The organism is Solwaraspora sp. WMMB762 (assembly GCF_049179115.1).
GTDB lineage: Bacteria > Actinomycetota > Actinomycetes > Mycobacteriales > Micromonosporaceae > Micromonospora_E.
This window is the reverse complement of sequence record NZ_JBMHMD010000001.1, coordinates 2,420,009-2,434,226: the sequence shown is the minus strand read 5'-3', so window position 1 is coordinate 2,434,226 and position 14,218 is coordinate 2,420,009. Positions and strand designations below refer to the sequence as shown.

General features: G+C 72.4%; 13 protein-coding genes. 8 read left to right on the top strand and 5 right to left on the bottom strand.

Annotated features, from left to right (window positions below; genetic code table 11):
• The first annotated feature begins 15 nt into the window (after positions 1 to 15).
• Genes ACN27J_RS10705 through ACN27J_RS10675 form a run of 7 tightly spaced genes read left to right on the top strand, consistent with a single transcriptional unit; the run spans position 16 to position 7,872 of the window.
• Complete coding sequence (locus tag ACN27J_RS10705; protein ID WP_421365580.1) at positions 16 to 414, top strand: PAAR domain-containing protein; 399 nt, start codon at positions 16 to 18, stop codon at positions 412 to 414.
• On the top strand, positions 411 to 812 hold the full coding sequence (locus ACN27J_RS10700; protein WP_421365579.1) for a GPW/gp25 family protein: 402 nt from the start codon (positions 411 to 413) through the stop codon (positions 810 to 812). The genes ACN27J_RS10705 and ACN27J_RS10700 overlap by 4 nt, the downstream gene beginning before the upstream one ends.
• Complete coding sequence (locus ACN27J_RS10695; RefSeq protein WP_421365578.1) at positions 809 to 4,366, top strand: putative baseplate assembly protein; 3,558 nt, start codon at positions 809 to 811, stop codon at positions 4,364 to 4,366. The genes ACN27J_RS10700 and ACN27J_RS10695 overlap by 4 nt, the downstream gene beginning before the upstream one ends.
• A complete protein-coding gene (locus ACN27J_RS10690) occupies positions 4,363 to 5,349 on the top strand; it encodes a hypothetical protein (RefSeq protein ID WP_421365576.1) in 987 nt (328 codons plus the stop codon). The genes ACN27J_RS10695 and ACN27J_RS10690 overlap by 4 nt, the downstream gene beginning before the upstream one ends.
• Positions 5,346 to 5,972 carry a phage tail protein gene (locus ACN27J_RS10685; protein ID WP_421365574.1) on the top strand — a complete coding sequence of 209 codons (627 nt, stop codon included), beginning with the start codon at positions 5,346 to 5,348 and terminating at the stop codon, positions 5,970 to 5,972. Before ACN27J_RS10690 ends, ACN27J_RS10685 begins: the two co-directional genes overlap by 4 nt.
• Positions 5,973 to 5,988: 16 nt before the next feature.
• On the top strand, positions 5,989 to 7,575 hold the full coding sequence (locus ACN27J_RS10680) for a hypothetical protein (protein WP_421365572.1): 1,587 nt from the start codon (positions 5,989 to 5,991) through the stop codon (positions 7,573 to 7,575).
• Between the two features lie 18 nt (positions 7,576 to 7,593).
• Positions 7,594 to 7,872 carry a hypothetical protein gene (locus ACN27J_RS10675; RefSeq protein ID WP_421365570.1) on the top strand — a complete coding sequence of 93 codons (279 nt, stop codon included), beginning with the start codon at positions 7,594 to 7,596 and terminating at the stop codon, positions 7,870 to 7,872.
• On the opposite strand, the gene ACN27J_RS10670 is transcribed toward ACN27J_RS10675, so the two are convergent.
• Positions 7,873 to 8,970, bottom strand: coding sequence for a prenyltransferase (locus ACN27J_RS10670; protein ID WP_421365568.1), 1,098 nt, complete (start codon positions 8,968 to 8,970; stop codon positions 7,873 to 7,875).
• A gap of 186 nt (positions 8,971 to 9,156) precedes the next feature.
• On the opposite strand from ACN27J_RS10670, the gene ACN27J_RS10665 reads away from it, so the two are divergent.
• Positions 9,157 to 10,872 carry an Hsp70 family protein gene (locus ACN27J_RS10665; protein ID WP_421365567.1) on the top strand — a complete coding sequence of 572 codons (1,716 nt, stop codon included), beginning with the start codon at positions 9,157 to 9,159 and terminating at the stop codon, positions 10,870 to 10,872.
• A 16-nt stretch (positions 10,873 to 10,888) separates the two neighbouring features.
• Here the strand turns inward: ACN27J_RS10665 and ACN27J_RS10660 are convergent, their stop codons facing one another.
• Genes ACN27J_RS10660 through ACN27J_RS10645 form a run of 4 tightly spaced genes read right to left on the bottom strand, consistent with a single transcriptional unit; the run spans position 10,889 to position 14,208 of the window.
• A complete protein-coding gene (locus ACN27J_RS10660) occupies positions 10,889 to 11,539 on the bottom strand; it encodes an acVLRF1 family peptidyl-tRNA hydrolase (protein WP_421365564.1) in 651 nt (216 codons plus the stop codon).
• Positions 11,540 to 11,543: 4 nt separating this feature from the next.
• A complete protein-coding gene (locus ACN27J_RS10655) occupies positions 11,544 to 12,506 on the bottom strand; it encodes a hypothetical protein (protein WP_421365562.1) in 963 nt (320 codons plus the stop codon).
• The gene (locus tag ACN27J_RS10650; RefSeq protein ID WP_421365560.1) at positions 12,503 to 13,870 is read right to left on the bottom strand and encodes a hypothetical protein; all 1,368 of its coding nucleotides are present in this window, start codon (positions 13,868 to 13,870) and stop codon (positions 12,503 to 12,505) included. Before ACN27J_RS10650 ends, ACN27J_RS10655 begins: the two co-directional genes overlap by 4 nt.
• On the bottom strand, positions 13,867 to 14,208 hold the full coding sequence (locus ACN27J_RS10645) for a DUF6403 family protein (RefSeq protein ID WP_421365558.1): 342 nt from the start codon (positions 14,206 to 14,208) through the stop codon (positions 13,867 to 13,869). Before ACN27J_RS10645 ends, ACN27J_RS10650 begins: the two co-directional genes overlap by 4 nt.
• Positions 14,209 to 14,218: the final 10 nt, after the last annotated feature.

Genomic DNA, 14,218 nt, shown 5'->3' with positions numbered 1-14,218 from the left:
GGGGGGTGAGTTCTCATGGGGCAGTTCGCGGCGAAGCAGGGTGACCGGGTCAACGCGACCGACATCCACATCGTCATGGTGCCCGGAGCACCCGCGCCGACACCGACACCGTTGCCGCATCCCTTCACCGGGGTCATCAACGGCGGGCTGAGCGCCGACGTCAAGATCATGGGTATGCCGGCGGCGGTGGCCGGCTCCACCGCCGAGAACACCCCGGCACACGTACCCACCGCGCCCGGCACGTCGTTTCAGAAGCAGCCGTCGAACACGGCCACCCTCGAAGGCGGCAGTACGACCGTGAAGATCAACGGTAAGCCGGCGATCAGGTCCGGCGACCTGGCCTCGACCTGCAACGATCCACAGGACCTGCCGAGCGGCACGGTGCTGGCCACGGGCACGGTGACGATCGGGTGACCAGCGCGGTGAAACACGGATTTCTCGGCACCGGTTGGGCGTTCCCGCTCAGCTACGAGCCGGCGCAGGGCATCCGGCTCAGCGACGACGGCGCGGCACTGATCCGCCAGTCGATCGGACTCATTCTCGGCACCGCACCCGGCGAGCGGGTGATGCGGCCGGACTTCGGTTGCGGCATCCACGACATCGTGTTCGACGTCAACGACATCGGCACCGCGGGCCGGGTCAGTCGGTCGGTGCGGGAGGCACTGGCCCGCTGGGAACCCCGGATCGACGTGCTGGACGTCTACGCCGCACCTGACCCCGCCGACCGGCGCCGACTGCTCATCGAGATCAACTACCAGGTGCGCTCGACCAACAGCCGGTTCAACCTCGTCTACCCCTTCTACATCGCATGACCGGACAGCCCCCACCCATCGATCCCCGCGACCGGGCGGCGCTCGCCGCGCAGACCACCGCGCTGGCGACCCGGTACAGCGACTGGCGGCCGCGCGCCGACGGGCGGCCCGACGCCGGCCAGGCGCTGATCGGCATCTTCGCCCGCTACGCCGAACTGGTGGTGCAGCGGCTGAACCAGGTGCCCGAACGCGACTACCTCGCGTTCCTCAACCTGATCGGGACCCGGCCGGTGCCGCCGCGACCGGCCCGCGTACCGCTCACCTTCGCCCTGGCCCAGGGCAGCCGCACCGAAGCGGTGGTCCCGGCCGGCACGCAGGTCGCGGCCACTCCGCGCGACGGCGAGGACGACGAGGTCGTCTTCGAGACCGCGACCGACCTGGTGGTCACCCCGGCCCAGCTGCAGGCCGTGCTCGTGGACGACGCGCCGCAGGACGCCTACGCCGACCGCAGCGCAGCGGCAACCGGCCAGCGCGACGAGCCGTTCGCCGCCTTCACCGGCGATCAGCCGGTGCCGCACCGGTTCTACGTGGCCTGTGATCCGGTGCTCGCCACCGAGGGGACCAAAACGGTCACCCTGACCCTGGCCGCCTCGCAGGCCGCCCTGCTCGCCGAGTGGCCGATCTCCTGGTCCTACTGGGACGGCACCCGGTGGTATCCCGTCGAGGCGGGGACGACAGTCTTCGGCGGCGGGTGGACGGTGACGCTGACCGACCTGCCGCCGCTGCCCCCGTACGACGTGAACGGCACCACCGCCGGTTGGCTGCGCGCCCAGCTCGACATGCCGATGCAGCAGCCGGTCGCCGGGCTGGCCCTCGACGCCGTCGCGTCCGGCCGCCGGAGCCCGCAGATCGACGTAGCCGGGGTCTTCCCGTTCGGCGAGACCAGCCAGGGCCGGTGGTGCTACTTCAGCGTCGGTGCGGCGACCCCCGGCGCGGTCGCCCGGCTCGCGATCACCCTGGCCCGGCCCGGCGTGGCCGCTGACCCGGCGTCCCCGGTCCGGCTGGTGTGGTCGTACAAGGTCGGCGACGACTGGCGGCGGCTGGGCGAGTCCGGCACGACGGCGGTGGAGTCCGACGGCGACATCGACGGGGAACTGGTGGACGGCACGCTGGCGTTCACCGGTGACGGCGAGGTCAGTTTCCGGGTGCCGGCCGACTGGTCGGCCGAGCTGTTCCAGGGCCGGGCCGGCCACTGGTTGCGGGCCGAGGTCGTCGACGACGGGGCGACCTACGCCACCCTGCCCCAACTGGCGACGGTGACCATCGGCTACGACTGGGAGCTACCGACCGTCACCGCCATCGACGTACGGATGCAGACGGCACCGGACCCGGTGGCGCTGCCGCACGCCTTCAGCAACACCAGCCCGATCGACGTGACCAAGGACTTCCGGCCCTTCGGCGAGCAGCCCCGGTTCAACGACACCTGCTACCTGGCCTGCCCGGCGAACCTGGTCTGGCCGGGCGCGGAGCTCGTCGTCGAGGTGACGCTGACCAACGGGCCGGCCGCACCGGGGAGTCCCGCCGACTCCGTCGGCCCTGCGGTGCCACCGGTACGTACCGACGGCCACCCCCGACTGGTCTGGGAGGCATGGGACGGCACGGCCTGGCGTACGGTGACCGTCGACGATCCGGAGTACGCCTTCACCGACAGCGCCACCGTGACGCTCACCCCGCCGGCCGGCTTCGCGCCTACCGAGGTCAACGGCGTCGAAGGATACTGGGTGCGGGTCCGGCTGATCGGTGGCGACTACGGGGTCGCGGCCCACTACACGCGCGACGACGGCGGCGGCTACGAACTCGTCGACGCGACCTTCGCGCCGCCGGTCGTCACCACGTTGTCCTGGCAGTCCCGGGCCGGGCTGGCAGCCGCGGTCCCGGCGCAGGCCTGCGTGACCGAGAACGACTTCCGCCTCGTCACCCATCACCGTGCCGGCGACGAGCCGTGGGAGGTCACCCCGTTCGTCCCCAATCCGCACCGGGACCCCGCCCTCTACCTCGGCTTCGACCAGCCGTTCGGCAACCGCCCGGTCACGCTCTACCTGCAGGTCGAGCCACCGGCGCCGGAGGAGGTGGCCGCCGACCGGCTCGCCGGGGCCGACCTGACCGACCGGGCCGACCTGGTGTGGGAGTACAGCGGCGTCGACGGCTGGCGGCCATTGGCCGCGATCGACGAGACCGGGACGCTGGGCGACCGTGGTGTGGTCCGCTTCGTCGGCCCGCCGGACCTGACCGCCGGGGAACGTTTCGGGCAGCACCGGTGCTGGCTGCGCCTACGGCACCGGCGCGGCAGCTTCGCGATCCCGCCCCGGCTGCGCCGGGTCTCTCCCAACACGACATGGGCGACACAGACGACCACCATCGCCGAGGAGATCCTCGGGTCCGGCGTCGCCGAGGCCGGCCAACGGCTGACCACCGCGCAGACGCCGGTGCTTGCCGGCCAGCGGCTCGTCGTGCGCGAGCCGCAGCGGCCGTCGCCGACGGAGGAGGCCGCGCTCGTCGAGGCCGACGGCCCGGGCGCGGTCACCGACGACGCTGAGCAGATCTGGGTACGCTGGCACGAGGTGACGGATTTCCACCGTTCCGGGCCGGGCGACCGGCACTACACCATCGACGCCGCGACCGGTGAGATCGGTTTCGGCGACGGCCAGGCGGGGCGGGTGGTGCCGCTTGGGCAGAACAACGTCCGGATCACCTACCGCACCGGCGGCGGTGAGCAGGGCAACCGACCGGCGGGCACCATCACCACCTTGAAATCCGCAGTGCCCTACCTGGACTCGGTGACCAACCACGAGCCGGCTTCCGGTGGTGCGGGCTGGGAGCCGCTGGAGCGGGTACGGGACCGGGGACCGAAGGCGCTGCGCCACCGCGACCGGGCGGTCACGGTCGACGACTTCGTGGACCTCGCGTTCGAGTCCTCGACGGAGGTGGCTCGGGCCCAGGCGGTGCCGCCGAGCGGGTTCGACCCGTTCAACCTGTGGCTCGATCCGGACGAGCAGCCGGGTGACGAGCATCAGCAGGCCGACGTCGGCGGGGTCGGGGTCATCGTGGTTCCGGTCTCCAACGCCGCCCGACCGGTGCCCAGCCTGGGACTGTTGCGTCAGGTGGATCAGCACCTGCGGGCGCGGTGCGCGCCGACCGCCGGCCTCTGGGTCGCCGGACCGGAGTGGATCGAGGTGACCGTCGCCGCCACGGTGGTGGCCACCACTCCCGAGGCCGCCGGGCTGATCCAGGCGCGGGTCGTGCAGGCCCTGGACCGCTTCCTGCACCCGCTGACCGGCGGACCGGACGGCGCCGGCTGGGCGTTCGGCCGCAAGCCGCACCGCTCGGACCTGTACGCGGCGGTCACCGCCGTCGACGGGGTCGACCATGTCCGCGAGCTCGCGGTGGCGCAGGTGGCCGAGTCCGAAGCGCTCGGTGAGCGGCTGGCGGCCGTCCTGGACCGTTCGCTCGCGCAGGGTGCGGCCGAGCCGGTGGCCGCGGACCTGACCCGGTGGCTGGCGCGGGCGCTGGTCTACTCCGGGCGGCACCAGATCACCGTGACCCTTCCAGCGTGAGGACCGCCGTGCCGATTCCGTTGCCGAACCTCGACGACCGCGACTACGACGATCTCGTCGGGGAGGCGCGGTCGCTGATCCCGGTCCTGCTGCCGCAGTGGACCGACCACAACCCGAGCGACCCCGGCATCGTCCTGGTCGAGATGCTGGCCTGGCTGACCGAGATGCAGCTGTATCAGGTCAACCAGATCCCACAGAGCCACACCCGCAACTTCCTGCAGCTGCTCAACGGCCCCGAGTGGACCCCGCCGGCCAGCGGCGGGCTCGACGCCGCCGTCCGGCAGAGCCTGGCCGACCTGCATGAGCGCTACCGGGCCGCGACCGCCGACGACTACGAGTACCTGGTCGGCACCCTCTGGCCGGCGCAACGCGAGCCCACCGGACCGGCTCCGGTCCGGCGGGTCCGGTGCGTCGCCGGACGAAACCTCGCCAGCGCCGACCCGGCCGCCGCCGCCCCCGCACACGTCAGCGTCGTCGTCGTCCCCGAGCCGGGCGCGGCGACCGACACCCACCCGGTGCCCACCGACGCGCTCACCACCGAGCTGCACGACTTTCTCGAGCCGCGCCGGCTGCTGACCGTACGCCACCATGTCGTCGGCCCGCAGTACGTCGACATCGGCGTCTCCGCCGACCTGGCGCTGCGCGAGGACGCCCCGCCGGCCGACGCCCTCGCCGACGCGCAGGCCCGGCTGCGCCGGTTCTACGACCCGCTCACCGGCGGTGCCGCCGGCACCGGCTGGCCCTTCGGGCAGGGCATCCACCCGTCCGAGGTGTACGCCGTACTCGAACAGTCACCGCTGCTCGACTACATCGAGAACGTCCAGTTCACCCTGGTCGACGCCAGTGGTGCCGCCGTCAGCGGAGGCACGGCTGCCAGCATCGAGTTCGATGTGCACCAGCTGCCCCGGCTGGCCCGGCTGGACCTGGTCGGCTACGACACGTACGGCCGCACCCACCTGCCGAGTGCGGAGGGCGCGCCATGAGCCGGTACCTCGACCACCTGCCGGCGATGTTCCGGGAGGATCCGTTCGCCGGGCGTTTCCTGCTGGCCTTCGAGGCGATCCTGACCGGCCGCGACGACGTCGAGGGTCTGGAACAGACCATTGAACGGTCCGCCGACTACATCGACCCGGTCCGGACCGGCGAGGACTTCCTGCCGTGGCTGGCCGGGTGGGTGGCGCTGAGTCTGCGGGCGGACTGGGACACGGCCACCAAGCGTGGCTTCATCCGGGAGGTCGTGCCGCTGTACCGGCAGCGGGGGACCCTGGCCGGGCTGCGCCGGATGCTGGAGATCTACCTGCGGCCATTGGCCGACCAGGTGACCCGGGAGGACGTGGTGATCCTCGATGACTACGACGCTCCCGCCCACTACTTCCAGGTCCAGCTGACTCTCGGCGCCGCCGACCGCGACGAGCTGCGCAGGGTGCAGGAGACCGCCCGGGCGATCATCGACCGGGAGAAGCCGGCCCACACGTTCTACGCGCTCAAGGTCGTGGTGCCCACGATGCGGCTGGTCTCCGAGGAGTTGAAGGAGAACGAGGGCGGCAAGCCGGAGCGGCTCGTCCTCGGCCGGAACACGTTGCTCGGCACGCGCGACTCGACCTGAAACCGGAGGAGGTCCGATGGCGGACTACACCCAACCTGACGTCGTATCGAAGCGTGTCCGCTTCTTCGACGGGCAGTTCCTGGAGGACCAGGACTTCATCGACGAGCAGAAGTTCCACCTGGACCGCGAACGCCGGCAGAGCCGGCTGCTGCGGCTCACCGGCGTCAGCGAGGGCCTGACCCTGGCCGCGGCGGACGAGCCGTTCACGGTCACCGTGTCCGCGGGGATGGCGGTCGACGCCCTGGGCCGGCACCTCGTCCTGGCCGCCGGCACCGATTTGCCGCTGGGTTCGGGATTCGCCAACCAGCAGAACGTCGAGGTGCACCTGGCCTACCAGGAGTCCCCGACGGACGTGGGACAGACCGGGGACGGCGGGGTGGGCGCCCGGCGCTGGGAGGAGCGGCCGAAGGTCGTGGTGGTCGCCCCGAACGGGGCGACGGCGGTCGCCCCCGCCGAGGCCGCGCCCGAGCTGGATGGGCCGACGGTGCTGCTCGGTCGACTCACGGTGGCCGACAACGGCGACGTCACGGTGGACCCGACCGCCGCCCACCGGTCCAGCCTGTCGATGGCGGGCGGTATCGGGATCGGCACCGCCGCCGTCGGCAGCGGTGGCTTGGACGTGGGCGACTTCGACCCGCAGGACCGGCATCTGACGTTCCGGTTCGCCGCCGACGATCAGCGTCGCGGCGGGATCCGGTTCTGGGCCGGCGCGGCCAACCAGGGCTTCTCCATCGAGTACGACGGACGGTCGGCTGCCGGACGCGGCCTGCACGTGCGGACCCACGACTCGGACCCGGCCGGGACGACCCGACTCTTCGTCGGCGCGAACGGCCACGTCGGCATCGGCACCACCGATCTGTCGGGTGCCGACGGGTGGGGGCGGGTGGTCGACGTGGTCGGCACGGCGACCACCAAGCTGTCGGTACGCACGGCGAAGGTGGACGGCCGGGTGATGGCGCACGACACCGGAATGTTCGGTGCGCCGGCCGGGATGATCGTGGGCACCGGGACGTTGAGCCCGCTGACGCTGGTCACCAACCAGGCCGCCCGGCTCACCATCAACCCGGCCGGCCAGGTCGGGGTCGGCATGAATGCCTCGGAGGGTCACCAGTTGGCTGTCCGGGCGGAGCACCGGCATCTGTTGTTGCGTCGCGACGCCCGCGACGTCGAGCCGGGACGCAAACTCGTCTTCCTGGAACTGCTACAGGCCGACACGGCCCCGCCCACGGTGTCGCCCACGACGCTCGCCATCCGGTTCCACCATGGCGGCCGGTACGCGTACCAGCTCGAAGTGGACCCGGCCGGTTTCCACTTCAAGACCGGCAACGACGAGTATCGCGGTATCCACGCCGGGCAGGTGACCGCGCAGACGGTGCGGATCGGTGACGTCACCATCGGCGAGCGCGAGCTGAAGATCCTGAAGAAGCTGGCCGACAACGAGCTGGTCTGCAAGCTGCGGAACACCTACTACGACAGCTACATCTGGGACAGTGGCCAGAAGCGTGGTGACACCAAGTACCGGTACGCCCTGACCTGGATCCCCGGGCAGCCGGTGGCCTCGCACACGAAGACCTTCTGGCAGTTCGAGGTCTCCGACCAGTGACATACGACCCTCGACGGGATGGATCAAGATATGCGGGAGCAATTGGCGCAGCGGGTCGCTGAGCTGGAGGCCGAGTTGCGCGCCGGCCAGCAGATGCTCGCCGAGGTGGAGGCCAGGCGGGCCGACATCCAGCAGACCCTGCTGCGGATCACCGGCGCCATCCAGGTGCTCAACGAACTGCTGGCCGCCGAGCCACCCACCGGGCCGGCTGTCGCCGACGCCGACCGGCGGGCGGCCGACGGCGCCGGTCCGGCACCGACGGCGGTGCCGGACCAGTTGGTGTCGCAGCCGCTCTGATCAGCGGTGGTCGACCGGTGCGCTGGTCGGGCGGACCCGCCCGGCCAGCCACAGCCGGTGGGCGAACAGGCCCAGGTAGCCAGCGCCGACGACGCCGAGCAGGAGAATCGCTCCACCGTCGGCGCCGGTGCGGGCCGCGTCGAGCAGTACGCCGAGCATCGCCGCGCCGACGATCAGCGAGACGTGGTTGGAGGCCCAGAAGACCACCGGGGTCATCCGCCGCTGGTCGAGGTCGCGCATGTCGCCCCGACGCAGCCGCAGCACCAGCCAGGCGGAGATCACCGCGGTCGCCGTCATCGGCGCCCAGACCAGCCAGGGCACCCAGCCGGCCAGGGCGAAGCCGGTCAGCGCGGCGTAGGCGACCGGTTGGGCGGTGACGACGACCCGTACCGCCCGGTCGTAGCCGATGATGACCGGGATCGTGCGCTTGCCGACCTGCTCGTCGGAGCGACGGTCGCCGAGGTTCATCACCATCATCCGTACGGTCTGCAGCAGCGCGGTCGGGGCGAGGACGGCCAGCAACAGGACCGGTACGGTGCCGGTCTGCAGCAGCACAGCGACCACTGGCCACAGTCCGTTGAGGATAGCGGCGACCGTCACCTCGCCGAGGCCACGGTAGTTGAACCGGCCGGGCGGCGCGGTGTAGAACCAGGCCAGCACGACGGCGGCGGTGGCGGCCAACCGGGCCGGCCAGTCCGGCATCGCGACGATCATCAGTTGCGCCACGGCAGCCAGCACGAACGCGGTGCCCAGCGCCACCACCGGCGGCACCAGGCCGTCAACGAGGGCCCGGCTGCCGCCGGTCCACGGGGTGAAATAGACGTTGGCCCGGTCGGCCGCCAGATCGAAGTACTCGTTGCAGTAGTGCGTCATCAGGTGGACCGTCCAGGCGAACAGCTGCGCCAGGACGTACCAGCCGAGGTGCAGCGGATAGCCCTGGTGCACCGAGACCGCCACCGCGAGCCCCACCGGGAGCAGGTTGTAGAGCAGGAAGCGCAGCCGGGCCAGCCGGATGAACCCGTGCCAGTCGGTCCGGCCGGTCTGGTCGGCGCGTTCCCCGACCGGCGGGTCGGTGATGGGTCGGCTCGTCACAGTCATCGTCGGGCACGCCTTCTGTAGTCGGGTCGTCACCCGATCCTGGTGGAGAAGTGTTACCGGACGGGACCAATGGATGTAGACCCTGGTAAATGTCCCAGGTTGCCGCCCGACGTGGCGGTCGGCGAGGCACGTTCGGCGCAACGGCCACTGTGTCCGACGAGCGTCGCCGGCCTAGACTTCAGACCGATGGGAACAAGCCCGGCCGGCTCCGGCGAGGTGCACCTCGGCGTCGACATCGGCACCTACAACACGGCGGCTGCGCTGCGGGGCCGGGACGGTCGCGTTCAGCCGGTGCTGTTCGACGGGGCGCCGCTGCTGCCGTCCGCCGTGTTCGTCGACGGTGACACGACGCTTGTCGGACCCGACGCCTGGCATGCCGCGATGACCCGGCCGGCGCAACTGGAGCCCAACCCCAAAAGATGCATCGACGACCGGTACGTCCTGCTCGGTGAGCAGGAAGTCCCGGTGGAGACGCTGCTCGCCGCAGTACTGCGCCGGGTGCGGGTCGTCGCCGAGCAGGCGGCCGGCCGGGTGGACGCGGTGACTATCGCCTATCCGGTGGCCTGGGGACAGCGTCGGCTGGCGACGCTCACCGCGGCGGCACGGCTGGCCGGCCTGCCAGAACCGGCGACGGTGCACGAGCCAGTGGCCGCCGCCGCGCACTTCGTGGGGCTGCCGGACGTCCGGCTGGCCGAGGGACAACTGGCGCTGGTGTACGACCTCGGCGCGGGCACCTTCGACGCGACCGTGATCCGGCGTTCGGCGACCGGATTCGAGGTGATCGCCAGCCAGGGCCTGTCCGACGCCGGTGGGCTGTACATCGACGAGGCGGTCGCGGCGTCGATCAGCGCGAACCTGCGACCCGACGATGCCGCCTGGCGCTGGCTGCGCAGCCCCAGCTCACCGACGGAACTACGGGCCAGGCGGATGTTCCTCGACGGCGTCCGGGTCGCCAAGCAGGTGCTGTCCCGGGCGGCGGCGACGTCGGTTCACGTTCCGATGCTGGAGACGGAGGTGCCGCTGGGCCGGGAGCAGCTGGAGACGCTGGCCCGTCCGGTGCTGGACCGGACGATCGCGGCGAGCCGGGCGACCCTACGGGACGCCCAGCTCGCCGAATCGGACCTTGCCGAGATCTTCCTGGTCGGCGGCTCGACCCGGATCCCGCTGGTGGGCACGTTGCTGCACCAGGCGTACGGCCGTCCGCCGGTGGTGCTAGACCAGCCGGAGCTTGCCGTGGCGTACGGCAGCGTCGCCGCGCCGCCCCGGCCGGTGAGTCCGCCTCCGGCTGTGAGTCCGCCTCCGGCTGCGGGTCCGCCTCCGGCTGCGGGTCCGCCGCTGGTCGGAAAGTCGCTGTCGGTGCGTGGCACCCGGCGGATGCTGGCGGTCGCGGTGACCGTCGTACTCGCGGTGACAGCCGGGGTCGGATACCTGGTCATGGAAGGGCGGGACGACGACCCTGACGGCGGGTCGCCGCAGACCGGGCAGGACCAGACCCGGCAGCCCTCGACCGACCCACCGGAGTCGGCCAGCCCGCTGGCCGTGGCGCTGCCGACCCCGACCGGCGTGCCTACCTCGTTCGCCGGCCAGTGGAGCGGCATCGTCGACCAGCCCACCGGCTCGGTCACCTCATGGAACCTGACGGCGACGTTCGCGGCCGGCGCCGACGGCGGGACCTTCCGATCGACCAGTCTCGGCTGCGAGGGCACTCTCACGATCATCGAACCGCGTCCGACGAGCCGGGAGATCCACTTTCGTCAGCGTACGACGGTCAACTCGCGGTCCCTGTGCGTCGCCGCGGCGCAGTGGACGCTGATCCTGCAGGAGCCGGACCGGGCGGACATGCACTGGGTGGATGCGGGTTCGCCGAGCAACACCGGCACCGCCACGTTCGTCCGTTCTTGAGCCGACGGCGTGCGGCCTACGGCACCAGGTGGATGCGGACGCGGCGGGCGGCGACTGCGGCGTCCTGCAGCACGGCGAGCCGTGGCTCGGGGCAGTCCAGCAGGTGCGGGTGGCGCATCGGCAGCAACGGTGCCAGCCGCCGGTCGGCGAGGACCGCGTCAACCATCAACCGGTCGCCGCCGCAGACCAGCGCGCGGATCGGCTCCTCAGCGTCGGCGGGACAGTATGGCAGCAGCACCCGGGCCACGATCTCGGCGGCCCGGCCGGCCGCCGCCGTCGCCTGGTTGTCGCGTCGGCGGGCGTACCGCTGCTGTGACTGCCCGCCGGCGGCGGTGCGTCCCTGCACGTAGTGCCGCTCCACCTTGGACACGACGACGGCGGTGCCGTCGACGACACCGACCGCCACCGCGCCCTTGCGGGCCAGCAGCAGGCCGATGCGCGGCGGCCGGATCAGTGCGGTGAGCAGACCGTCGACGTCGTTGATCCCGTCGACTCCGGGCGGCGGATGCAGGGTCGCCGTGTCGCCGTTGCTGGCCCCGGTCAGGGTCAGACCGTCCTCGGCGGCACCGTCGTGCCGGCCGTAGAAGCCGTCCAGCCAGCCCCGCAGGCGCTCCGGGGAGATTTCCACCCACCGGCCGCCGCCGGCCGCCGGCCGCGCGCCGCGCACGCGCTCAGCTCCCCGGTACGGCGGGCGAGCCGGCCAGCTCGCGGCCGCGTCCGATCAACTGCTCCAGCCGCTCGGTGAGCCGGTCGACGTCCGGCCGGTCGGCCCGGTCGGCGGCGACGATGTCGGCAAGCAGGTCGGTGTAGTCCATGGTGAGTCGACGGTACCGCCGGATGAAGTCACCTCGCTCCCCGGTGCCACCGACCGCGTCTTGTTTGCCGCTGGCCGTACCTCGTTCCGCCCGCGCGTACCGGCGGTCCAGGTCGATGATCTGCTGGCCGAGCACGGCAGCGGCGGCCGACAACCGGCTGCGGCTGTCCGCCAACTGCTGCCGGCGGGCCCGCCGCCGGTCCGCTAGCCGCCCGGCCCGCCGGGCGGCCAGCCAGATGCTCGCCGCGCCGACGCCGACCGCCGCGACCGCAGCGGCCGCGACCAGGAAGCGCGGCAGCGACGGGCTGATGGTGCGGGCACCGTCGGGGACGATGTCGGCCCGTACCAGCAGGTCGTAGTTGACCACCATCACCTTGACCGCCTCGACCGGCTCGTCCGGGAACTGGTCGGCACCCCGGCCGATGGTCGTCTCGGCGACCGCCGCCCGGCCGAAGTTCGCGTCGTCGCGGCCGGGCAGCCAGGCGCAGCCGTACGTGTCGTAGCCCTCGTCGTCGATTTCCCGGCTCAACGCCAGCACCAGCGTCCCGTCCGCCGCCCGCTCCGTCGCCCGGCAGCCGTCGCGCAGATCGGCACCAGGCTCCAGGAAGAGCACCACCAGCCGCCGGTTGCCGATCACCTGCTCGGCAGCCGGCTCGTCGAGCTCCACCCCAGGGGCGGCGTACACCGATGAACCCCGGACCTCGCGGGCGATCGGGCCGTCGAGGACACCACCGGACCACAACGCCCAGCCGGCCAGCGCCAGGCAGGCCAGCGTGGCCAGGCCGAACGGCGTACCAATGAACCGCGTCAACCGGATCATCCGAGCCTGCTCCGCAGGTAGACGTCCGGGCGGTAACCGTCGAAGCCCAGCAGCCGGGCGGCGCCGTCCAACTCGTCCTCCGCCTCGTCGAGCAGGGTGTGCACATGCCGGTCGGGCAGGTCGTCGTCGAGCGCGGCGCGGGCCGCGCCCAGCCTGCCGATGCCTCGGGTCAGCGGCGCGTCGCTGGCGCCGCCGGGCACCGCGGACATCTCCACGGCCAGCGCGGTCAACCCGGCCAGCCGGGCCGGGACCGTGCTGTGGCCACGCACGCTGCGCCGCTGCCCGGCCGGGTTGTCGGCGCGCAGCACCGACCGCACCGACAACACGAGGAACAGCACCACGCAGCCGGCGAACAGCCACGGCAGCGCCGGCAACGCCACCCGGAGCGGATCGACCGGCTGGTACGGCAACGGCCGGTCGAACAGGCCGGCGTACCGCACGTCGGTGACCCGGCTCAGGTAGGCGTCGAGCACGTTGGTCTGCGGGTAGTCGTAGCGGCTCAGCCGGTCGCTGAACTGGCCGTAGAAGCTGGCCGCGGCCACCTCGGCGAACTCGTCGGCGGCCGGCCCGTGGTACTCGACCCAGTTGCCGTACTGCACCACGACCGGGTCGCCGGGGAAGACCTCGGCCAGCGCCGGACCGTAGTTCGGCACCGGCTCGCCGAACGGCTGCCGGGGCAGGGCGACGTAGCGCACCGTGCCGTCGGGGAAGGCGTCCGCCGCGCCCGGTCGCGGCGCGTCGGCCAGGGTCGCGCCGTCGGCGACGTGCCGTCCGGCGGTACGCAGGTCGCCGACGACCACGCCGAGTTCCGCCGGGGTCGGGTCCCGCCAGGCGAAACCCTCCTCGTCGGCCGGTTTCGGCTGGTCGGTGAGCGCGGCGATCAGGACGGTCAGCAGGCCGGTGACGTCGCCGGTGGCGAACTGGCCGCGCCAGCTGTCCAGATCGGTGGAGTACGCCTGGTAGAAGCCGCCGCTGACCTGGGTGCCGATGATCCGTACGGTGGCGTTGTCGACCTCGCGGACCCGATCGCGCTCCGCCTCGTCCAGGCCGGGCGGGGCGATGAGGATCCGCACGTCGGCGTCGCCGATGACGGCGGCCACCCGGTCGTCGTCCCAGTCGGCGACCGCCCCGGGCAGGCGGACCACCGGGTCGGCCGCGACCAGCGCGGTCATCTCCTCGACCGACGGCACGCTGGCGTCGCTCAACTCGCCGGCGCTGCCCTCGGCGATCGTCGCACGGGCCGGCGACTGCCCGTAGCTGACGTCGATGTCCTGCCGCTGTGCCAGCAGGAAGACCACCAGGACGGCGACGGCCGCTGTCAGGGCGCCCCAGCGCACCACCTCGGTGCCGACGGCGCGTCTCATGCCCGGTCCTGCGATCCGGCGGCGGTACGCCACAGCTCGTCGGCGCGCCGGGCGTAGTCGGTGGCGGCGCGGGCTGCCGCCGGTCCACCCCGGTCGGCGGCGAGGGTCTGCGCCCGGGTGAGCAGCTGCTCCGCCTCGGCGACCGGCCGGGGCGCGGCGTCGCGGCTGACCGTGGCCGCGTCGATCGCGGATCTCGCCGTCGACCAGGAGACGCGCCGGGCGTGCTGGTGCGCCCGACGTCGGGGCAGCGTCGCCGTGACGTATCCGGCGGCCACCAGCACGGCAGCCCCGACCGGCCACACCAGCCAGGACCATCCCATGGTCGACCCACCCCCCATGATCGAATCG